General features: G+C 70.7%; 5 protein-coding genes. 2 read left to right on the plus strand and 3 right to left on the minus strand.

What is annotated here, in order from left to right; genetic code table 11:
• Positions 1-2: 2 nt before the first annotated feature.
• Genes KEG38_RS44265 through KEG38_RS44275 form a run of 3 tightly spaced genes read right to left on the minus strand, consistent with a single transcriptional unit; the run spans position 3 to position 17,546 of the window.
• Positions 3-4,298 carry an amino acid adenylation domain-containing protein gene (locus KEG38_RS44265; RefSeq protein WP_272426790.1) on the minus strand — a complete coding sequence of 1,432 codons (4,296 nt, stop codon included), beginning with the start codon at positions 4,296-4,298 and terminating at the stop codon, positions 3-5.
• Positions 4,291-9,159, minus strand: a complete 4,869-nt coding sequence (locus KEG38_RS44270; RefSeq protein WP_272426791.1) for a hypothetical protein — start codon at positions 9,157-9,159, stop codon at positions 4,291-4,293. The genes KEG38_RS44265 and KEG38_RS44270 overlap by 8 nt, the downstream gene beginning before the upstream one ends.
• Positions 9,156-17,546: an alpha/beta fold hydrolase gene (locus tag KEG38_RS44275; RefSeq protein ID WP_272426792.1), complete on the minus strand. Its 8,391-nt coding sequence runs from the start codon at positions 17,544-17,546 to the stop codon at positions 9,156-9,158. Before KEG38_RS44275 ends, KEG38_RS44270 begins: the two co-directional genes overlap by 4 nt.
• A gap of 357 nt (positions 17,547-17,903) precedes the next feature.
• On the opposite strand from KEG38_RS44275, the gene KEG38_RS44280 reads away from it, so the two are divergent.
• Together KEG38_RS44280 and KEG38_RS44285 are read left to right on the plus strand one after the other, a co-directional pair.
• Positions 17,904-21,440 (plus strand): carboxypeptidase-like regulatory domain-containing protein, encoded by a 3,537-nt coding sequence (locus KEG38_RS44280; protein WP_272426793.1) that lies wholly within the window; start codon positions 17,904-17,906, stop codon positions 21,438-21,440.
• 12 nt (positions 21,441-21,452) lie between these two features.
• Positions 21,453-24,005 (plus strand): hypothetical protein, encoded by a 2,553-nt coding sequence (locus KEG38_RS44285; protein WP_272426794.1) that lies wholly within the window; start codon positions 21,453-21,455, stop codon positions 24,003-24,005.
• Positions 24,006-24,159 lie beyond the last annotated feature (154 nt).

A 24,159-nucleotide genomic window follows, 5' to 3' on the forward strand; every position in this document is an offset into this window, starting at 1 on the left:
GGTCAGGTGCTCCCACGGGTGAAGTCCGTGGCGATCGCGTCGCCAGGCTGGACGTTGGTGGCGAAGTGCGCGGCGGGCAGGAGTTGCCCGATGTCGGTCATGGCGTCGGGGTCGGTGGGGTGCAGCGCCTCGAGATCGACCATGCGCAGGCGGGCCAGGGAGAGCGCTTCGGCGAGCGTGTTCTCCAGGAGCTCCGTGCTCCAGTGCGGCCGCTCATCCGGGCTGACCGCGAGCAGGATGGCCTGCGGGGCACAAGCGCCCGGCGCGTCGAAGTGGAAGGCAACCCCGGTCGTCTCGGTCCTCGACGGGATGACCTCGACCCATTCGTCGATCACGAGGCCGGCCACGGTGGGCCCGACCGCCTCCGGCGCGTGCAGCAAGAGCGACAAGCGGCTGCCCGGAGCGCTGCCAGTCTGCGGCAGGCCGAGCCAGCGCTCGTGCGGGGTGTACGGGAGCTGCACGACCTGCGCGGTGAGCGTGTCGCCGGTCTCCAGCGCCTCGGCGTACGCGAGCGTCGCCACGAAACGGTCGACGCCGCGACGCACGCGAGCCACTCGTTGCAGCCAGCCAGCCGCGGCCTGCGGGTCGCCGCCCTGCGTCTCGGTGGAAGCAGCGAGGGCCGCCGAGAGCGTGCCCGGATCCGGGACGGCGCTGCTGGGGAACACGCGGAAGCCCGCGCCGAACACCGCCTCCAGCCGGCCGCGATCGTAGGCGACCTGCGTGAGCTCGCCCCGATCCCTGCGGGCCGCGAGCGTGGCCAGGGCGTCCTGCCGGCGGCCGAGCTCGGCGGCGATGACCTCGGCATGCACGCGCAGCGGTACGCCGCCGGGAAGCGCGCCGGCCACGCCGAGGTGCGCCGCGCGGAGCAGGCCGCGCCATAGCATCTCGTCGTCCACGCCCGTCGCCAGGTCCCCCGCGGCCCGGCCGAGCGAGAGCACGGCGTCCGACGCGCGCTGCGCGAGGTCGGCATCCACCGCCGGGGCCGAAATCCCTGCCTCGGGCAGCGCCAGGTCGCCCGGTCCGAGCGGCCGCGCGGTGTCGAGGAGCCCCCGCAGCGCCCGCAGCACCTCGAGCAGCTCGGCGACGCTGACCACGTCCGGCCCCCACGCGTCGGCGCGGGTGAAATCGAGCCGTACCGTCGCCGAAGGGCCCACCTCGGGCCTCGCGCGCACGACGGCCTCGATCCGCAGGTCGAGCTCCCCGGCTTCGACCGCCTCGCCGCGTTCCGGCAGGTACAAGAGGTCGAGGGGCGACAGGTGCAGCGCTTCGAGGGTCATCTCGATCCCCAGGGGGACCGTCGCCGCGGCAAAGGCCACCTCCGCGCGGAAGCGCACGCGGCCCGGCGCCGGCAGCAAGCGCGAAAGCCACTGATTCAGCCGCGGCTCGGCCATCGCGCGCGCCTGCACGTCCGGCTGGACAGGCCAACCCGAAGGCTCCGCGTCCCCGTCGCCGAGAAGGACCATCACGCGGTGCGTGACCGCGATGCCCGTCCGGGGGGTGCGGGCGACCTCGAGCTCGGGCGGCGGCGCTTCGCCGCGGTCGGCGGCGTCGAGCGTGGCGCCTGCCCGCAGCGGGTTGCCCTGCACGACATGATGAACCGCCTCGGCCAGAAGCGCGTCGCTCACCGTGTCGACCGCCTCGGCCAGGCCGGAAAGGACGTCGGCAAGGGCGGCGCGCTCGCCGGCGTCGGTCACGCCGATGTCCTGCTCGAGGTCGAGCTCCCCCGCCGACCACGCCCGGTGCAACGAAAGGCCGTCGACGACGCCAAACGATCGCACGGTCTCCTGCGTGCCCCCCTCCACGGAGATGCCCGTCGCCCGGCGTGGAAACCGCGTACGGAACGCGGGCAGGTGCGCGGGCAGGCCGATCCGCGGGTGCTCGTGGAGCGCGCGCTCGAAGCGGTAGCCGAGCAGAGCGCCGATCGGTTGCCCCTGCCGCGCGCCCTCGAGCAGCCAGGTCGCGAGTTGCACGCGGTGGGAGCGGAGGTCGATCGCGAACGGGCTCTCGCCGTCCGCCGCGTAGGCTCGGTAGCCGCCGCGCAGCACGGCGGCCGTGGTGGCGTGGGGGATCGACGGGGCGTGGACGTAGCCGGCGCTCGCCGGGTCGATCAAGTGCGTTCCCGGCTCATCGGTCACCGTACCCGCCACGGGCACAGAGCCGCGGGGCCGCAGATCCTCGAGCCACGCATAACCACCGATGTGCACCCCGGCCGCCCTCGGCGGGTCCGCCGGCTGCCGCAGCCAGGAGAGCCGCCGGGTCGCGAAGGACGTGAGCCACGCATCGAGCCTGTGCGATGCCAGATCCAGCGCCTGCGCCATCAGCCGCTCGAGCGTGGCGACGGGCTTGCCCTTGAGGCTCTGGAGCGCCGTGCGGAACGCGGTGAGATCGGCGAGGACCGGGTCGGTGCCCGCGGTGCGGGCGATGTAGGCGTCGAGCCGCTCGTTGGGGACTTCCGGTGACCACGCATGCTGGAGTTCAAGCTGGCGCCAGATCGTCGGCGTGGTGGGGCCCGGGATGATGTCCACGAGCTCGGGCTCTCGGTACGCCGGGTTCAGGCCGGCTCGCCGCTGGACACGCGTGGCGGCCTGGGCGTGCTCGAGCAAGAGCCCGTGGCGGACCAGGCGATAGAGCAGCGGCGTGTGCTCGGGGGGACCTGCGTCCAGCCGGTCCCGCGCGGTGACCGCGCTCAAGTTCGCCTGCGAGAGCAGGTCGAGGTAACTGCTCGCCGCCTCGCCGAGAGGCGACTCGACCGGGGGGCCGGCGACGGGAAACGACTCCGTCGCGAAGACGGCGCGGCCCACGCGCGGATCCCATGCGCCCAGCCCGAGATCCTGACCGAGCCGCCCGGCGGCCGCCATGAGCTCCGTCTCCCAGCCTTGGCCGAGCCCGATCTCCGGCTCGGAGAACCGCCACAGGTAGGCGATGTACTCCATCCCGAGCAGGCTACGCGCGTAGTAGGCGTGGGCATGCGCGCCCATGCCCAGGATCCGCACCGCCGTCTCCGGGCCGCGGCGATCGGCGGCGCGCGGAACGGAGGCGATCGACGGCTCCCAGAGCTGCGTTCGCAACCGCTGGAGGAAGGCGACGGTCCCGGCGCCGAGCGCGATCGGGCCTGCGCCGTCCTGGCGCTCCGTATAGGCTGCGGTGGGCAGGATGGGCAGCAGCCCATAAGGCTGGTTGGCCACGCGCAGCGCCGGCAGCGGGCCTCCGGGCCGCACCCAGTCGAGGACATGCTGGCGGACGCGGTTCGCCTGCTCATCGCCGATGTCCGGCCCCAGCATCTGCGTCAGGAAATAGCCCCACGTCACCTGCCAGAGCGCGGTGTGCATCCAGCGCGCGGCGGCCTGCTCCGGGTCCGCGGCGCCCGTGGCGTGGGCGATGGCCCCCTCGAGAGGCAGTCCGAGCGCCGTGGCCAGCACGCGGGCGTTGGCATCGGAATCGGGGGGAAGCCCGGTCGCAATGCGGGGGCGGTACGCCGCGCGATAGGCGGGATCCTCGCGGCCGGGCGGGGCCACCGCGCCTGGCGTGTTGTTGGTCGGCGTCCCCTGGGGCAGGTAGCCAAACCCGTCCGTGTAGTAATGCGCATCGAACAGGGCGGAAAGCGTGCTCGCGCCCTCCGCGCCGCTCGTGGACTCCTGGACCCCGTACACGAAGATCTGCGCCCAGCCTTGAAACTCGCTGGCAGGGATCTCGGGCGGCGGGGAGAGGACGAGGCCCATGCCACGGCCGACCGCGGTATTGAAGTCGATCAACCATTTCGTGGCTTCGTCGACGGGCGCGACATGGTCGGGCAGAGCGGACGGGTCGAAGCCCGGCGACGGCCCCACCGCGAGCGGCAAGGTGATCTCGCTGCCGGTGGCGCGTGACCGCAGGTCCGCCCGCCCGATGGGAATGCCGACGACGTGCCACCGCGTGGGCATGGCCTGCGCCAGCGGCGCGCGCGTCCAGACCGCGCCGCGCGGCTCGACCGTCGGGAACGCGGGGGCGCCGCCGGGCCGCGAGGCGAGGTTCGTCGGCTCGAGCGCGCGGGCGATCCAGGCGCCGCGCTCGGGCCCGAACGCCGCCACGAGCGTGTCCCACGCCGCGACCTCGGTGGCCTCGTCCGCCGCCGTCCACATGGCGTTCCAGTAAGCCTTTCCGGTCGCCTCCTCCTCCGCGGTCAACTCCGGCTCGTGGGTGTCCACGTGGATCTGGTCCGGGTAGACGCGGATATGCAGGTTCGTCCCGCGAAAGCGGGTCTCGAGCCGCACCGGGAGCAGGGCGATCGGTACGTCGGCAGGCAAGTTCCACTCAGGCATCACGCACCACGGCGAAGGAAGAGGGGTTGATCGGCTGGTCGCCGTCGTTTTCGAACTCCGGCAGCATGTCCGTCGCGTGCACGGCGACGAGCACGCTGCGCTGGAGGGTGATGTGCGCGAGGTGCGCGCTGTTGCGGGCCCAGGTGGCCTGGGGGTCCCCGCCGTCGCGGCGCGTGGGTCGGGTGACGCCCCCCCACGGCGCCGCCCGGACCGGCGCGTGCCGCAGCGCCGCGAGGCCTGCTTCATCCTGCGCGAGCGCCGCCCAGTCGAGCTCCTCCCAGCTCGCCGGCGCTGCGCCGTAGGCGGCGTCCTCGGGCGGATCGTCGATGCCGAACCGCGGCGCCGTCGGATTCTCGGCCAGCACGAAGAACCAGCCGGGGTCCCCATCAACGCCGCGCGCCTTGTCGACGGTGAGCGGGAATCCGAAAAGCACCTGATCCGGCGGCAGGTGCGCTTGAAACTGCGGCAGCAGGATCTCGGTGCCGAGGACGCGGGGCGCGCTCAGGTCGCCGCCTGGCCACGCGGCGCGGCGCGCGAAGACGCTCGCGTTCGGGTAGCGGTGCAAGAGCTCGCCTCGGACGATCAGGACGACCATCTCCGGGCCGCCCACGCCCGTCGCATGGCCGCCGAGCTCCTTGTCGGACGCCCATTCGTGAATGGGCGGGATGTCCGTGAGGGGCCCTTCGTCCGGGTCACCGGCGCGCGCGTCCCAGAACTGCCGGAAGAACGTCGCCCGCCGATCGCCGGGGAACTCGCGCCACAAGAGCTCGCGGGCGAACTCGTGGTTGAGGCCGACCATGTAGGCCTCGATGAAGGCCGTGTTGGCCCGGACGAGCGTGATCGTGTCGGGAGGCACGTCCCCGCGTCCGCTGAGCAGGAGATCCTGGGAGAGCTCGGCCAGCGGCTGCGACATCGCCTGCGGGAAGGTCGGCGCGACCGCGAGCGGGTTCAATCGGTCCGCTCCGTCCGGCAACTGGTCGAAGTCGACGCCATCGATGCGGTCGGTCACCCGCTGCGTGACGGTCCGATCCGGCTCCAGCGCTGCGCGCACGCCCTCGGCGATGGTCGACAGCTCGAGCTGCGCCTGGTCATCGGCGCGGGCGAGCGCTTGGCCTCGCTCGATGAGCTGCTGGTGCAACCTCGCCGCCGTCCGGAAATCAGCCCCGAACTTGCGCTTGCTGGCCAGGAGCTCGTTATCGAGATCGCCGACCGCAATGCCCGCGCCGAGGCTCTGCTCGCCCCAGTACCCGCCGGCGTGGACCTCGCGCGGCTCGCTCCAGCGGCGCGGGAGCCCCGAGCTCTGGAGGTCGAATCCGACCCGGTAAAAGGCGCGGTTCTGGCCGGCCAGGTTCTCGAGGTGGAAGACCACGAGATCCGGCAGCTGGCTCCCCGAGAAGTCGGCAATCGCGATCGAAGCGCCCTGCGCGTCCTGGCCGAGCGGCCCGCCGCCCACCTCGTGCGGGCCGGTCCATCCGCCAATGACGCGGCCGCGGGCATTGATGTCCCAGCCGATCATGTAGCTCGCGCGCAAGCCCGAAGGGGTCCACTCGAGCAGCAGCACCACGAGCTCCGGCCGCAGATCGTTGTTGATATCGGCGAGGGCGACGCCGACGCCGCGCACGGGCATCCCTCCGGGAACACGGCCAGGCCAGGGCACCTCGATCGACTCCGTCCAGCCGCCGGTGACGTCGCCGGCTTCGTCCACGCGCCAGCCAATCCGGTAGAAAAGCCTTTCCTGGTCGGGAATGCCGGAGACGTACGCGGCAATCATCTCGGGCCGGTCGTCGCCGTCGAGGTCGCCGAGCGTGATGTCGGCCGCCAGAACGGGGTAGGCCGCGGTGAGCCCGCTGCCGCTCGATCCGAACTGCGTGCTCATCGGCGTGGGCATCCGCTTGACCGGTCCGGACCAGTCGGCGGCGCCATCCGGCCCCACGTTCCGACCAATGCGCCAGGAGCCGAAATAGCCCAGCGTCAGCTCCTCGACCCAGAACAGGACGATGTCCTGGCGGCCCGAGCCGTCGAGGTCCCAGAGCGCGATGCCCACGCCCTGAGGCTCCTGGCCCGCGCCCTCGGGGTGATCACCGATGCCGGTGATGCCGGGTTTCTGCTCCCACCCGCCGCGCACCTCGCCCTCGAACCCGAGGTCGCGCCCGATGCGCAGGTGGGCGACGTTATCGCCTCCCGGCATATCGACGTGGGCCACGAGCAGGTTCGACATGAAGCCGAGCATCCCGCGCCAGGCCGGTCGCATGGGTGGCAATGCGTCGTCCGCGCCGGCGCCGGACGACGTCGGGAGCCCGAAATCGTTCCACGTGTAGCTCGCCCCGACCCGCAGCACCAAGAGCTTGCCGTCCGCCGCAATCCACGGCTCGCCATTACGAACCACACCCAAAGCACGCAGCCCCCCCACTGGGCCAATGGGCTCCCACACCGGATCGGTCGCGTCCGGCGGCGTCCAGTATCGCCACACGCGCCCGCTGGACGCGGAGGTGACCCACATTCCGCTGTACCACCCGAGGATCCCGGAGATATTCTCGCCGGTCGGTGAAAACGGGCCCCAGAGGCCTCCAAAGAACGGGTAACGCACAAAGATCTGGCCGCTCGTGGTCCGCACGAATGCGGGAACCAATGGGGGAGTGCCCTGAACCAGCGGCGGGACCATGGGATCGATCACGACGTCGGGGAAGCCCTTGTCCGCGGGGCAACCCCAATCCTCCCATACCCAGGTGCTACCGTCTTTGTAGCAGCAGTAGAGGTGCCCATTGAGGCCGTGGACGAAGAGATTGTCGCCATCCGCGACGCTCGGCACACCGTGGACAGGGATAACCGTGTTGGGCGGCGGTTCGATGACGCGCCAATGGGCGACGTGGTGCAGCTCCCACAGGTTGCCGCCAGCGCAGACATACACGTCGTCATTCGTGCTGGACTGGGTATTCCGCGCGATTGCCACGGGTCGTCCGGTGATGGGATTACCTTCCGGCATTCCGTGGTCCTCCCATAACCAGCGGTCGCCGTCCCAATGGAGGGAGCAGAGGCGGCCGTCCGCGGTGCGCACGAACGCGTAAAGATCGCGGAGGGCCACCGGCTGCGAGGTGGCGATGCTGCCCGGCGGAAAGCCGTGATCATGCCACGCGGCGGGATCATCCACGCGCGACAGCACCCGGCCGTCCTCGGCGACCATGAACAGGCGGTTCGGCATGGCCGCGCCGACGGATAGAACCCGCGGCGTCACTTTCGTCCGTGTTTCGCTCGGAAGCTCATCCGTGTTCTCCCACCACCGCGGCTGTACCCGCGACGCAGTGAGATCGCGCACCCTGTCGTTGCCGGTGAGGTGCTCCAGCGCGACCATGCCCGGCGCTGGTTTCAGGAGCGGATTGACCGTCAGGTCCCGGGTCGCCAGCGCTTCCACCGGCGGCTCGAGCGGGTCGTCGGTCGCAATCCGCCGGGCGAGCGGGCCGCCCGGTCGCGTCAGCCGCCGGAACGCGGGCGATACCGCCGCCTGGACCTCCCGATTGCCGCCGAGCGGCGTGGTCTCGGTCAACGCAGCATGCGCGGGGGCGCTCACCTGCAAGAGTCGCTGCTGATCCAGGGCGGTGCCGCCGAGCAGGCGGCGCTCGTAGGCCGACGTGCCCGCCATCCGCGCGAGCTGGCCCTGCCGGAGCGCATCGTTGACGCGCGCGACCGCCGCGGCCTGCGACCACGCCGAGGCCATGAGCGCCTCCTGGTGACGCCGGATGATCTCGGCGCCATACGCGGCAGCCACGCGGTGCCGCGGGTCGAGGTTGAGCTCGCGCAGCCACTGCGGGCCGTCGGTCACGTTGCCGACGCCGGCGTGGCCGCCGCCGTAGAGGGGCGGGCCGAGGCGGCCGGGGCGCTGGGCGAGCAGCGGCGTCAGCGCGTCCGCGAACGCCGCGGCCGCGTCCGGGTCCCAGGGCGACGACGGCGTCTTCGCGCCGCGCAGGGCCCCCACGAGGTTGACCACGGCGGCCGGGTCGGCGGGGTCGATCGCCGGGAATCCGGGCCCCGCATGGCTCACGTCGAGGGGCCGCTGCCCGAGGTTTCCGGGCGAAGGGCGGGCGCGCAGGCGCCGCACCAGCGCCTCGAAATCGCCCTCCAGGCCGGTCCCGAACGTCCAGTGATAGTAGGCCGGGAGCGCGATCTCGTCGTCGTTCGCGCCCGCCGTCCACGCGGGTGCGAGCGCCGCTTCGTCGGCGGCGTTCAGCGGGATCCCGAGCCCGCGCTTGCGCCCGGCCTCGAACGCCGGAACCACACAGGCGATGTAACGAGCGCCGGCGCGTAGCCGGCGGGGGCAGAGCAGGCGTGACAGCGAGCGCTCCGGCGGGCCGCTCAGCAGCCCGTCGAGCGTCCCGGCTTCGAGGTCGCCGTCGGTGGCGAGCTGCACGTGCGCCCAGGCCCATGACTCGTCGAGGTTCGGCAGTTCCCGGCGCGGGCAGCGCAGCACGGGCAGCGGCGCCCCAGGCTCGGGCCCTACCTTGCCGATCCCGGCCTCCACGACCACCAGCACAAGCCACGGGCGGAGCCGCTCGCCGTCCTGGGCCTGTGCGGGGGTCAGGAGCCACGGCAGGTGGGGAGCGTCGAACTCGATCAGCGGGAAGAAGCTCGGCTCCGCGGAGTCGACGCCGGACGCGGGGTCGGTGCGGATGACCTGACGCGGGTCGAGGCCGGTCACGTCGCCGGGCCCGTACAGCCGGGCGGGCAGTTGCACCTCGGCCCGCTCGTTGAGCCGTACGCCGATGCGCAACGCGCCATGCGCCGGCAGCGGTCCGGTGAGCGGGTCCGTCACGCTCGCGTCGAGCTGGGGGCCGACCCGCGCCCAGGAGAGGAAGGTCAGGCCGCTCATCCTGCCACCCCCAACTTGAGCGCCGGACCGCGGAAGCGGGCCGTGCCGGTGCTCCGCGCCTTGGCGTGCGCCGCGGCCCCCGAAGCCGCGAAGCGCTGGAGCGTCGTCATCGCCGACGGTGCGGCTCGGGATGTAGCGGACTTCGCCGCAACCTGGGACCTCGCGAACATGGGCGCAGCCTCGGCTGCCAGACGGGCGGGCCCGTCCGGCTTATCGATGATGATGGTCTCTGGCTCGAGCGTCGTTTCGAGCGGGGGGGCGCTATCCCGCGAGACGCCCCTCCCGCCGACGCGGCGGCCACCTTCCCAGCGCTCGAAGCTCGATCGCGCGAGCTTCTCGTGGTCGGAGAGATCGAGGAACTGGGCCGGCGCGAAGTACTCGTCGATGGGCTCGCCGACGAGGTCCGTGCCCCCGACCCTGAGCTGGGTGATGTCCAGACGGGTGGCTCCGGCGATGCGGGAGCTACCGAAGCGCTGGAGCTCCCGGCCGAGAGGCGCGACCCGCTGCGTGACCGAGAGGGTGGCGAGCGGATGGATGAGCAGCTCGCCCTCGGCGCGTGGGATCTCCCGCACGGACACCAGCGACTCTCCCTCCGGCGGGAGCTGCGTGCTCCAGCTCCGCGGGTCCTTGAGCGCCGCCTCGACGAGCGGCTCGAGTTCCACCAGCGCCGGAGCCGGCTGTGGGGCGGCGGAGCCCAGGCGTACGTCGAAGGAGACGTCCGCGGAGATGAACAGCAGCTTGAAGCGTGCGTACCCGCGCGCGTGCCAGGGCGACGGTCCGGTGAGCGTCACGTAGACGCTGACGCTCATGAGCTTGCGTGACCCCTGCTTGAGCGCGACCGAACCGCTCATCTCGACGAGCACCGAGAAGGGCTCGAACTGGAAGAGCGCGTCGAAAGCGAGGACGCCCTCGATGCTGAAACTGGCCTTCGAAGCGTACAGCTCGAGCCGCGCCCCGAACTGCGCGGTGTTCGAGGTCAGGGCCAGGTAGGACTCCAGGCGCAGGCGGGGGTTATTGCCCGTGCACAACGAGAGCGCGAGGCGATCGAGCGCCGGGAACCCGGGCGGCGGCTGGAAGCGCGGATGGAAGCCGCCGGCGGCGAGCGCGAACCCAGGTCGGTCGCCCCAGCTCATGCGCATCGCCATGTCGCCGGTGAGGGCGAACCCCGCGATGGTCGAGTCGTAGAGCGTCGCATCGACCGACGCCTGGCTGCGCTCGAAGTCGACGACGCCGAGCACGTCCATGTTGATGGCGACGATCGGCACCTCTTCGTGCGGCAGCGCCATGCGCAGGCGGCCGAGGACGATGAGCCGCACCGGCGCCGGCAGCTCCAGGATGAGCCCGAGATCCAGCGTCACCAGTGTCGGCGTCCCCCACCCGAGGCGCGCCATCGGCCCGATCACGAACCGGCCCTCGGCCGGCGGGAACACCGCGCTCAGGTTGGAGATGAGCTGCGGCGCGTTGGCCACCGGGTCGCGCGGGAACATGATCGAGTCCAGCGTGCGCGCCTTGATGCCCGCGCGAAGCACATCGACCACGGCGGTCCGGTTGACGCCGATGAGCCCACCGACGCCGGACAGCGTGAACCCGAATCCGAGCTGGATGGGCGTGAACTCGGCGGAGATGATGAGCAGCAGCGAGTAGCCGTCGCGACCGTCGGGCAGCCGGGTGGTGATGATCCCGATCGCCTTGAGCGCGATGCCCTTGAACTCGAGCTGCACGACGCCCGCGTACTGCCCCTTCGACTCGTCCACGAAGAGGAAGCCGCCGCCCCCGACGATGCCGGCGTCCATGGCCAGGCCGACCCCGTCCGGCGCGCGGAAGCCGAGCTGGTTGCCCGCCGCGCCGAAGGATGCCTTGAGACCGACACGCTGCACCGACGCGTGGAACGGGCCCAGCGAGGCGTTGCCGCTCAGCGCCGCCTCGAGGGACACGACCCCCTCACGCGCCTTGAGCGCGAGGTAGAGCTCCTGGAGCTGCAGGATCGCCAGGTCGAGATTCAGCGGGAAGGTCAGCTCGAGCCCACCGCCGGGGGAACCGCCGTGCAGGATGAGCCCCTTCCCCTCCCGCCACGCGACCCCGAGGGCGAAGGGGGCCGCGAGCTCCGGCGGCAGCACTTTCTTCAGGAAGGAGTCGCCGTCCTCGGACGAGACGCTGATCCGCGCAGCGTCGAGCTCCGCGCTGGCGCCGAGCTCCGAGACGTCGACGGCGAAGGCGCGCGCGGCGTCGAGAAAGGTCATGCGGAAGAAGAGGAACCCGCCCGCCGCGCCGATCTCGAACGGACCCTTCACCAGCGCCTCGTCGCCGGCGCCCGAGAGCACGACCCCCAGGCCGGTCACGTCGAGCGCTGGCGTGATGCGCACCGGCGGCATGCCCTCCGTGTCCTCGAGCAGCCACAGCGTCACGCCCGCGTCCGCATCGTCGAGCCACTTGGCCTCCCCGAAGCGCACGCTGACGTCGACGTCGCCGCCGCTCAGTTCCTGCCGCCCCTTGAGCCGCAGCCCCCGCCGCCCCTGCTCGGCGACAGGCGTCAGGCTCAGCGTGTCCGAGACAGGGATGGTGACATTCGTCACGAGCGCCTTGAGCGCCCGCAACGCGAGCTCCGGGAGAGCCGGTCGCACCGCCGCGAGCGCTGGCGGTGTCGTATTCGGCTCCACGAGCCCGGACGCATCGAGCACCGCGCGGACGGTCGGCCCGCCCGCCCAGAGGGACCGCGGAAGCTCGGCCTCGAACGTGCGCAGGAGGAGCTGCGCGACGAGCGGCACGCCCCAGCGCTCGAGCAGCGTCATGGCAGCGCCGGCCGCAAGGACGAGCTCCGGCACGGGGGCCACACGCACGGCGAACTCGTCCTTGGCTGCGGCGCCGAGCGGATGGATCTCGAAGGCGGGACGGCCGTCGTCGACGGCGAAATCGATCGACGGCTGCAGGAACGCGAGCTCGCCCGCGGCGTCGAGGCGGAGCACGAGGTGGCAGACGAGGCCCTGGTCGTAGCCCGCCGAAAGCTCGTCGGCGACGACGGGACCGAGGCGGACCCCCTGCACGCCGAGCGTGAGCGCCGGCGCGGCGGCCGCGCCCGCCCCGGTCCAGCCGAGCATCGCGGACACGGTACCGCCCGTGGCGAGGGGATAGGTCCATCGCACCGTCGAGCCCACGCCGGTCACGCTTCCGGGCAGCGCGACGAGCGGCGTCGGGCCCGTGAAGATCTGCGTGATCGCATCCGCGATGACCGCGCCGGAAGTGGCCTTCGACTCGAGCCAGCCCGGTTGCAGGATCTTCCCGAGCTCGGCGGCGCGTGTCGGCTCTTCGAAGCCCTGCGCGTCGAAGTCGTAGATGCCGAGCGCCTTCGCGATCGACAGCGCGATCCGCACGAGCCCCGAGGCCTGGTCCGGTTGCGGGGCGAGCTCGTCGACCACCGCCTGCAAGACGGCCGGCAAGAGGCTCGCGACCCCGCTGGCGAGATCGTCGAAGCCGCTGAAGCTCGGCAAGAGCTGGATGCGCCCGGCGTTGTTCGGCTGAACCGACAGGGAAAGGCCACTCGGGTCGGCGCCGACCTCGATCTCGATGCCCGCCCACCCGCTGCCGGGGAGCCCCACGCGGAGCATCCCCTTGCCGGTCGGGGTGACGGCGAGCGCGCGATCGAGCTTCAGGCCGAGTTCGAGCTCGAGCTCGTCCGAGCCGGCTCCCAGCGGAATCACGCCCGAGAGAGCAAGGGTGAGCGGGTCTGCGCCGCTCGCCGTGAGGACGAGGCCCCCCGGCAGCTCGATCCCACCGGCGTTCGACAGACCGAGCGCGCTCGCTACCGCCTGGAGCAGCGCGCTGACTTTGGCCGGGTCGAGACCGCTGCCGTCGTCCGCCCCCAGGGCGAGCGGGGAGAGGAACAGACTGGCCGGGGACGTGAGCAGCCGCTCGATCCCGCGCACCCGCACGTCCCCACCGACCAGCGCGCCGAGGACGCCGGAGATGACCGCGGAGGCCACGAGCATCGGGACATGGCGGGCGAGCGCGTCGCGCAGAACCTCGACGGGCGGCGCCGGCACGAGCTGGATGGGCTCGAGCCACGGCGGCGCCGCCAGCGTCACCGTCCCGCTCGACCAGCGGAGCTGGGTGGCGGCGAGCGAAAGGCGCGCGTCCACCGAGCTCGTGAAGTCCGGAAGGGTCAGCTCTGCCGCGACCCCCACGCCGAGCGCCGGGGCGAGCGCGAGCGTATCCGCCTCCGTCGCTGGGTCGAACGTCCGCAGACCGAGCTTCCAGGGATTCGCGGACACCGTCAGCGCGATCGGGAGCGACGCGAGCTGTCGCGTCCAGGTGGGACCGGCGCCGCGCGTGGCGCCCACGGCGTCGGCCACGACGTCGAGCAGCGCTGGCAGCCGTGGCCCGAGCTGCGCCGTGGGCTGCGCGGCGATGGCCCCGAGCTCCTCCAGGGAGAACGAAAGAGCGCCGGTACCGTCTCCGACCACCAGCCCGAGCGCCATGAGCGCGTCCAGCAGAAGGGCTTCCCGCGTTCCCGCCGCCGGCCGGGGGCCTGCCAGGGAGGCGAAGCGCGGGAGCGACGGGAGCCGATTCACCAGGTCGGAAAGCTCTAACCAGGGGCGGAGGGCGTCCGAGCCCACGTCGTGCAGCCGCAGGAGCGGGATCGCCGTGGCGCTTCCTCCCGCGTCGGGCCGTACGGACACCCCGAGCTCCACGCAGCGGAGCCGCTCCCCCGGCATCGCTTCCGGCCCGCCGACGAGCCAGGCACCATCCGACCGGCTCACCTCCGCGTGCACATGCACCGCGGGGGTCGGGCGCACCGGATCGGGGGACGCAGCCGCGAGGGCGGCCGAAAGCGCGTCCACCCGCACGGCGGCACGGAGGTCGAGGTCGCCGGGCTTCCCGTCCGAGAGGTGGAGCCGGGCCCGCACGCCGAAGCCAAAACGCGTCGGCGCTGCCAAGCTGCCGGCTGCGGCCAGCGCCCGGTCCGCCACGACCTGCGCGAGATCCTCGATCAGCCCGGTCGGGAGGTAGCCCGGAATCGCGAGCCCTCGTCCGGTGCTCTCGGCGCCTTCCAGGCCAGCGAAGGCCGCGAGGCGATCGGGGCGTGCATCGTCGAGCATCGCGACGAGGTGCGCGATGGCGCGCCCAGCCGGCGTACGGTCCGCTGCCGGATAGAGCACGTTCACGAGCCGCACCGCACCGGCCATCGTCGAATCGAGCAGCGGGGCGAGCGGGCTGCCGCCGTGCGGAGTTCCCAGGGTCACCACCCCGGCCACCTCTGCGGGGACGACCGCCCCATAGGCCCGCGCGACCAACCCGGCCGTCGAGTGGCCGACAAGGTAGACCTGCGTCTGGCCCGTGAGCTCCCGCACACGAGCTACCACCCGCGCGAGCTGCGCGGCCATGAAACCGAGATCCCCGTCGGCCAGGTCGGCCGTGTAATGCGTCGCGGTCGCCGTCACGTGCGAGAGCGGCACCGTGAGCGGGTCGATGCTCGGCGCGCGCAGGTCGAAATGCGCGCCCTGGGGTCGGTCCGGCTCCGCCACCTGGAGATAGGCGCCGAAGGCTTCGTGGTCGGCGAAGGGCGCGGAGAGCAGGACGACCGCCCTGGCCACGACGTCCTTGCTGCCGCCTGCCCAGCCGTCGATGGCCTGCCCGATCTGCGCGATGGCCGCGGGGGCGGCGGGCAGCTCGTGGTGCGCCGCCGGCACCGGCGTCCCCCTCCCCCAGCTCGCGACTGCGGGAGCCTGCGCAGCGGCCGGCACGAGCCCATCGCCGAGCGCGAACCAGTCGGCGAGCGCGGTCAGCGCGGCCGCGGTCTCAGCCGGGTCGCGCCCCTCGAGCGCGCCGGCCACGTCCGGCAGGAGCGCGGACACGTCCTCCAGAAAACCGACCAGGGCATCGCCGTCTGCGGCCAAACGGACCCGCTCGGCACGCGCCTGCCACCACGCCGGAGGCGGCCCGTTCGGATCGAGCCAGCCGAGGAGCTCCACACTTCCATCGGCCAGCGGCAGGATCCAGGGGCGCTCGTACGTGCCGGCCCCCGCAAGCGGGAGGCTCGGAGGGTACGTGTCGGCGGGGCGCGCCGGCAGCTCGCTCACGAGCAACGCGCGCAGCCAGGGGAGCGCGGCGAGCGTGAACGGTGTCCCATCGGCCGAGCTGCCCGCGAGGACCTGCTCGAGGTGCGCGCGGACCGCGCCCAGCGGGTCTTTGAACAGGCTGCCGAGGTCCGCGGGGTCCGTCGGTCCGAGGAGCGGCCAGTCCGCGGGCAGGCCGCGGAGCTTGCGGTGCAGCCCGAGAAGCGCTCCGATCGTCAGGCCCGCCGGCCCGCCGGCGCTGTGCAAGACCTCCGTGAGGAGAAGGCGGAGCAGCGCGAGCGCGGTCCCTGCCCCGAGTCCCAGGCCGAGGTCCGGCGCGGCCGGATCGAAGGAGGCCATCGGGAACGTGAGCGTGGTCGGCCCGACGGGATCGCCGCTGCCCGTCGCGACCAGCTCGTCGACCAGGATCCGCCACGTAGGCGTCCTGGCCAGCACCCAGTCGAGGTGCCCGGAGATGGCCGTCGCCGTGAGCCCGAGCCCGGCGGCGGTTTCGAGCTCCGGGATGGGCGTCAGCGTGAGGGAGACGTGCTGCGCATCGAGGAAGCGCAGCGCAGCCGAGCCGCTCGGCGGGAGGTCGAAGGCGAGGAGCTCGGCGACCCAAGCCCCCTCCCACGGTCCCGTCGCGAAGGAGAGCCGCAGACCGAGCCGGAGGAGCTGCGTGCCGGAGGGCGTCGCCGCGTCGCGCGCGTTCCAGGCCGCCAGCTCGATCTTGGCGACGCCCTGTTCCGCGATCACCACCCGCCACGGCTGCTGCGGCGTTCCGTCGCCCGCGTGGGGGGTGAGGATCCCGAAGATCGCCGCGAGCTCCGCGAACAGGTGCTCCCAGCCGTGCTGCGTGTCCCCGAGCGCGCTGCGGTGCACGTTCGCGATGGCGCGCGTCGGATCCGAGAGCAGCGCCGCGATGTCCAGCGCGTGCGAAAAGCTCGGATCACTCGCCGGGGCCCGGAGCCCCACGAGCGCAAGAACGGCCTCGCCAAGCCGGGATGACCCGAGCGCCGCCTCGATCGCGCCCTGAACCGCCGCTGTCCCCGAGCTGACGAGCGCGTTCGTGTTGCTGAGGTCGAGCCGCGGATGCGTCGCGCCGTTGAGGATGACGTCGCGCAGCTCGAGCCTCGGGACGAGCCGCTGCCCCTCCCAGGCGATGCCACAGGCCACGGTCCCGAGCTTGATGGCGGGCGCCACATCGATCACCGAGCCCGTCGTCGGGGTGACGAGTTCCAGGTGCGCGGCGGGGAGCACCGCCACCGGAGACGCCTCCGCCAGCGGGAGCCCGAGCAGCGTCGCGGCCCCCTGAAGGCGGCCCGCGGCCGCTGCGAGCGAAAGGGCGACCCCGAGGAGCAGCACCGGCGGTCCGCTGGCCGGCGCGTCCACGCCCAGCGTCAGGGAAAGGCTGGAATCGGAGCCGAGATCGAGCACGGGCGCCCACAAGGGGCTCGCCGCCGATCCATCCCCGCTGACGGTCGGCTCCGCCGCCGGCAGCCCGGAGCCGAGCAGCCCGACGAGCCGGGTGAACCAGCTTCGGAGCGACACCGGATCGGCCGCGATTTCAGCGAGCCAGCTCCGCAGCGCCGCCGGGTCGCGTAGCAAATCGTGCACGCGGAGCGCCGGCAATGAGCCATCGAGCCCCAAGAGCCCGGGCAGATGGGTCAAGACGCGGGCGACGTACGGGTCATCCCCGCTGAATTGCGCAAGCGCTTGCGTGATGAGCTTCGCGAGGACCCGCGCTGCGTCCGCGTCGAGTTTCGTCGGATCCAGATAGGTGCGCGTCCCGGGTGCGGCCGCCGGATCGAGGTCCTCGAGCACGATGCGTAGCGCACCGCCCGCCTCGATATTCACCGAAGCCACGGCTGCAATGCTCGACGGATGCGAGCCCGGTGCCCATTGTGCTTCCAGCACGAGCTCGAACGGCGCCTCTGCCGATCCGGCGACCGCCACCACCGTCCCGTTCGATACGTCGACGAGCGGCAGCCGTAGAGAGGCGCGGGCCCCCGGCGTCATGGCTGCCGGCGTCTCGAGCGAGGCGGCCACGCCGATCAATTCCCCCTGAATCGTGAGATAGACGTTCCCTCGACCGGTGGGTGAAAGGAGTGGATACCAGCGGGCATCCCCATCGAAGCCCGAGACGGGCATGGATGGCAGGATTTCCTCTAGCAGGCCCAGGAATGCCGCTCGCTGGTGCGCATTGGATACAATCGTACGCAGCCGATCGAGTGGGTTATCGAACCAGCCGGCATCGACGTAGCCATCGGCTGCGACGAGGCCAATGGCCCTGGCGAGAGAAAGGAGCTGGGGCGAGACGTGAGAGGTAGCGCTCAACGGACCCGTCCAAGATGTTGAGGCCAGCGGCGCCTGAAATCGCGCGCCCAGTGGCCTAAGTTGAAGAAAGCCGGATAAGTAATCCGCGGTGGCGGCGGCCAGAGGCAACGCTACACGGAATCGTGGCACGAGGCAATCACCAAACAGCTTTTTGTCGTTTGTTGAATTTCGAATCCCGAGACCTTGACGTGCCATTCTAAATTCGCCAATGTGCGGGCTCGATATGCGACCTCACCGGTCTCGCGCGCATCGAACGCCAGCATATTCTTATCGCTCCGGTGTCGATAACCTACCCGTCATCCGTAACGTAGCGTTATTCGTGGCCTCCACGGGACCGCTGTTACGAGGAGTCCACCTGTGACCATCGTCAACGAGGTCTTCAGCGTCGTCTCGTGGATCTTCGGAAGCACAGATCCGAGGAGGCTCATCACCGGGCGTGTGATCGATCCGATTGGCGTGCCGCTCGTGGGGGCTTCGGTGCGAATGCTCGCTACCGGCGCTTTCAGCGGCAGTGAGCTTTCGGTGATAACGACCGACGACGAGGGCCGCTTCGAGCTCGATGGAGCTGCCGCCCCGGACGAGTACCTCATTATTATAGAGGCGCGGGAGGGGGAGCGCCGCATCGTCGAGACGCGCCGCCCTCCCTACTTGCTCGGCGACGTGCAACTCCCCGTGCCATTCCGCCTGACGGCATCGGTCGGGGATGGCGGTGACAACCGACCCCATGACGTGCGCCGCGTGCAGGATCGGCTCCATCGGCTCGGCCGCCTCACCGACGCCGACGTCGCGGCGGAGCCGATCGATCTCGCGGCCTCACCGCCCATGCAGCCAGGACCGCGCCTGCTCGCCGCGCTCGCAACGCATTTCACCGCGTCGTTCGGGCGCCCACTGCCTTCGATTCGTGTGGAGCCCACCGGTCCGACCGTCGCGGCTCTCGCAATGGATCCACCGTTTCCTCTCATCCATATCGGCCTGAGCTCGGCGGTGGGTGAGCTCCCCGATGCCGACGCCTCCGTCCCCCGCAACGAGCCCGCGTCCTTTGCCGCCGTGCAGGAGCGGCTGCAGCAACTTGGGCGGCTCTCCCGCGCCCAGCATGTCGCGGAGTACACGGATGTCACCGCTGCGGGCCCGGTGGCTCTCGCAACCAAGCCGCAGACGATGGCCGCGATTATGGCCTTCGACAGGGACGTGGCGGGCGGAGCCTTGCGCGCGATCGTACCCGGCGCGCGGAACGAACATCTGCTGAATGACCCCTTCGTCTTCGGGCGGCAGCCGCTCCCGCTCACCGCGAGCGTGGGCACCCATGGCCGAAATCGCCCCGCCGACATCCGCCGCGTGCAGGATGGGCTGCATCGGCTCGGGTTTCTATCGGGCGCCGCGCATCAGGTGGAGCGCGCGGTGGTCGCCGCCACGAACGAGAACGGCCGCGTCGCCGACACGAGCATCCCACAGACCCTCGCAGCCATTTCGGCCCTACGCCAGACGCGGCTCGGCGAGCCGGCGCCCGCTCCATCGCTGGTCGACCCGGTGGATTCTGCGCTGCAGCGCTTGAATCGCCCGCCGCGGCTCGAGCTCACCGGCATGGTCGGGTGGGGTCCAGCCATGGCGGCTGCGAATCGGCCGCCCGACGTCCGCCGGCTGCAGGAGCGCCTTCTGCTTCTTGGCTTCCTTTCGCAGGCCGATTTCGACGCGGAGCGCGCCGACCCCTACGCGACCGAGCGGATCGACCAGGCGGACGTCGTGCACACGGCCGTCGCGCTTTCGCTCGTCTCCGAGCAACGGGGCCCGCTCGTGTTGACCAGCTCGGTCGGCGCCGGCGCCGTGAACGCGCGCGCCGACGTTCGTGCCGTGCAGGATCGATTGCGCGGTCTGCGTTTTCTCGCCGAGGCGGATCATCAGAGCGAGGCTGTGGACCTCGAAGGCGCGGGCCCATTGGACGTGACCACGCTCGTGGCGACATTCGCGGCGATCGAGCAACTCCGGCGGCGCGTCTTCGAGCTCCCGCCCGCCGCGGACCTCAGCCCCTGGACGGCGCAGCGGCTCATCGAGCCCGGAGACGAGACGCATCAGCTCCTCGTCGATCCGCTCCATTTTGGCCGGCATCCGCTGAATCTCACCGGATCCGTCGGCACATATGGGTGGAACTTTCCGGCCGACGTGCGCGCGCTCCAGGAGCGGCTGCACGCGATGCGGCTCCTTGCCGATCCGGACTTCGAAGCCGAGGCTGTGGATCCCGCGCGCGCCGGCCGGATCAGCGATTCCGAGCTCGTGGCGACGCGCAAGGCGATCCGGCGCTTCCGTGCGTCGCTGCTCGGCGAGGCCGCGCCCGTGCTCGAGCGGGTGGAGGCGCGCAGCCCGGAGCTCGTCGCCCTGGAGGACCGCTTGGGCGCCCTGCGTACGCCCATCGAGCTCGTCGATTCCGTGGGGTACGACGGAAACAATACTCCGGGAGACGTTCTGCAAATCCAGCGGCGCCTGCATGGACTCGGCTTCCTCACCGACGAGGACTTCGATGTTGAATCGAGGGCCGTGCCCGACGCGGAGGAGACGCGTCTCCACGACCATCAGATCGCGTACACGATCGCGGCCATCGGAGATTGGCAGGCGTTGATGCTCGGCGCGCCGCAGCAGCCACGTGTCGCGCCGTTCTCGGAGACGCTCCGTTCGCTCATCTGGCCGGTGATCCCGCGCAGCGTGCAGCTCACGCTCGGCGACAAGGTCGGCACCGCCGGGGTCAACGCGCGTGCCGACGTGCGCCCCGTGCAGGACCGGCTGTTCGAGCTCGGCCTGCTCGGCGGCGTCGATTACTTCGTCGAGCGGGTCGATCCGTCTGTGGGTGGGTCCGCGCCCGTGGCCACGCTCACGGCGACGATTGCGGCGATCGGGCTGCTTCAGCAGACCCTCGCCGGCCTCGCGGCGAAGGCGCCCGACTTCGTCATCAATCCCGGCGCGGGCGGCCGGGCCCGGCGCATCCTCGAGGATCCGGCATTCTCCACGCCCACCGCACCGAACCCGAACTGCGTGCTCGTTTTCGCGGGGCCGAAGCGACCCACCTTCGCGGACGCGGACCTGACGCGGCTCATTCGCGCGATCGAGGCGGTGGAGGGAGGCGTCTCGACCGGGGAGATTCCGGCGCTCCTGCGCAATGCGTCCGGCACCCCCGCTTCGTGGGGCTCAGCGCAGGTGGTCGGCAGCAAGGCGCTCGATACGCTCCTCGGCTCGACGACCTTCGCCACCTTTTACGGCCTCAGCACCACCCGCCTGCAGGCGCTGCGCGACAGAGCGGTGGCGACGGTGGAAAGATTCGAGGAGATCACCGCTGCGGTCGCGGCGAATACGACCGAGGCCGCGCTGAAGACGCAGATCGCGGCCTACGTGACGGCCCACGCGGCGGCGGTGCGCGCCACGACCGGCCTCGGGCCCGACGACATCGAAGCGATGTTTCGGACCGGGCAGCTACGCCGGCACCTCTTGGCGCTCGGAACGGGCGGAAACGCGGCGGTGCTCTGCAATCCAACGACCCACCCCCACGCTGCGGCCAACATCGCCCGTCTCCGCCTCGCGCAATCGGACGTTGAGACGTACCTGCGCGAACCATACTTCGAAGAGCACAAACAAGGCTTCGTCAACCGCAGCATTTTCTTGACGCCGGAAGGTCAGCTCCTCCGCAATGCGTTGACCGATGACACCGGATTCAAGATGGGGCGCCACGCGATCCGGAGCAACTGGAACACGACCGGAAGCCTCGGGCTGGATGCGCGGACCCGAGCCCAGATCACGGCATACATGCACAATAAGGGCGGGGCCGCCTCCACCCTGGCCGGCGACCTCGATACCGTCGCCGATGACGACTACGTAAAGCGCGTGATGAACCGCTACGACGCGCTGCCCTGAGAGGAGACCGGAATGTCACCGAACTTCCCGCAAGTGCTCGAAGCGCTCGGCGTCCTGGCAGCGTTGCCGGCGTCCGAAACCGACGACATGGCCAAGCTCCTCCAGCAGTGGAAGAGCTACTTCGAAACGGCGCCGAACGTCACCGTGACCCCGGAGCAGCTTTCGGCCTGGTCCACCCTGCTGACGAATTTGATCGCCGCGCCGGATCGTCCGCAGGAGCTCGAGCTGATCGAGACGGCTTGTGAGAACCCGCTGCTCGGGCTCTCGCTCATCCTCGCGTCCATGCCGGGCACGGCGAAGCGGCAAGCGCAGCGGTGGTGGAACCTCCATTTTGCGGAGCAAAGCTCCCCGGAGCGCGGCAGCGACGGCACCCCGATCGTGTGGAAGATCAAAGACGGCACGACGGCCGATTGGACGGTCAAGACGCTCCCGCCGCCGTCGCCGGGGTCGGGCCCTGGGACGGCGAGGAAGTATCTCATCTTCAGCGACGTGCATCGCGACGCCGCGACCGACGACAAGGGGCTCTTCCAGTCGGGATCCATCGACCATTTCAAGCGCAATGCCCAGCTCTACCAGCGCATCCTGGACTACGCCATCACGAACGGGTACACGGTCATCGAGGGAGGGGACTGCGAGGAGCTCTGGTTCATTCGCAGCATCCAGGAATACCCCCGCAAGAGCGACGGCTCGCTCGACATCGCGGCGAAGCTCAGTGAAATCGTCAGCACGCACCCGAGCATCTTCGAACGGCTGCGCACGCTCCACAAGCAGGGGCGTTATTTCCGCACGTACGGCAATCACGACTCTTACCTGAGAAAAGCCGGCACCGACGACTCCGTCTGGCAAGTGCTCAAGACGGAGATGGAGAAGAACAACTCCGGCCCCTTCCAGCTCTACGACGCGTTCGTCATCGACGGCGTCAAGACGATGATGGAGCAGGGCATCGCCGACGTGCTCACGGACGCGGCGAAGCTCCTCGTCGGCCAGAAGACCAAGGAGCAGCTACGCGACAACCTGCTCATCGGGCGCCTCGGCCTCGATGCCGGCGCCTACACCGAGAAATGCCGCATGCTGGTGTGCCACGGCCATCAGTTCGACCCCTGGAACTCGGCGAACAACCAGATCCTGGGGCAGCTCATCTCCAATACCGTGGCGACCTACGTCGACAAGAAGATGGATCCGTTCCTGGATTTGCGTGGGTTTGCGTGGAACGGCAACCCGCTCCTCGAATTCGACGACCTCTTCTCGCGCTGGCCGGTCTTCGACTCCTGGCCCGCGCGGAGCTCGGCGGTGCGCTTCGCCCATCAGGTGCAGCATACGCCGAACGAGCAGCGGGTGCTCCTCGACAACATCATGTTCTATGAGAGCGTCGCGGCCCTGTATGGCACCTTCGGCATCGCGCTGAACTACTGGGACCCGGATCGCGACCAGGAGATCACGCCGGCCCAGAGCCGGAACGAGCTCAACCTGTTCTCGCCCTTCGGGATCGCGGAGTACCTGAAGCGCCATCACATCCATCACATCTGCATCGGTCACACGCACAACCCGCATAGCCAGCCGCATTTCACGCTGGACAACATCGCGACCCTGGTGCCTCCCCTGTGGCTGGTGATCAAAGCGATCCAGCTCGTCACTCCCGACATTGCCGAGCCGCAGTTCAAGACGACGTATTTCAACAGCGGTACGGTCGGGTGGATGGAGGGCGTGGTCTGGGCCATCGAGATCGACACGACGGGCCAGGCGCGCCTCGTGTACTGGACGGACAAGAGCACGGAGCCCGAATACATGGATTGGGAGCTCGAAGTGCTCCCGCAGGAGGTGAAAGACCTCATCCTCCAGGGGGCGACCACCGCGCTCGGCGCGACATTGCCGGACATCGAGACGCCTGTCCAGACCGTCTACAACGCCCTGAAGCAACGTCTGGCGGAGTTGAACGTCTCGCCGGGCGCGATGAACCAGGCGATCAAGAAGGCCGCCAAGTTCCCGGTCTATTCCCTGGCGCTCGCGCTCATGCAGCACCCGGAGCAGCTCTTCCGGTATCGTGAGCTCCAGGAGGCGCCGGGCGCGCTGAAGAGGAGCGTGAAGCAGCTCCAGGAGCAGTACGAGCGATTGCGCGATTACTCCCTCGACGTGTGGTTCTCCCTCAAGCGGCGGTACCTCAGCGGCTTCGCGTCGAACAGCGAGACCGAGACGTGCGTCATCCGCGCTCCGATCCCCGAAGCGGCCCGGAAAAACCTGGAGCGATTCAAGCGAATCTTGAAGACGATGAACATGACCGAGGACCAGGCGCTCCATTACGCGGGGCTCGCCCTCGCGATCTTCGACCAGCTCCCGCGCAACCTGCCGTTTTTCTCCACCGTCACGGAGCCGCAGAACCCCGACGCCCGCCTCCACGACTCCGAAACGCCGGTCCTGCAGGCGCTGCTCGGGACCCTTTGGATGTACCCACCTGCGGGACAGACCGTCAAAATCGGGGGCGTCGTGCTGCAATCGAAGTTCGCGCTCGAAGGGGCGCACGTGAGCCTCACGGTCACCCTGTCGAAGGACCCCGGAGGCGTCTCCTGAGCCACGGGAGCGCAATGGGGTAGGTCCCGCTCACCTCGACGAACGCATCGGCACCGCGGATCCGCTCTCGGGTCCGCGGACAGGGGGGGCGGGCTGGGGCAACTTGGCGCGGAGATGTTCCTGGGCGAACGCCGCGACGGCGGCGACAAACCTT

The sequence above is a fragment of the Polyangium jinanense genome (genome assembly GCF_028435265.1).
Lineage (GTDB): Bacteria > Myxococcota_A > Polyangia > Polyangiales > Polyangiaceae > Polyangium > Polyangium jinanense.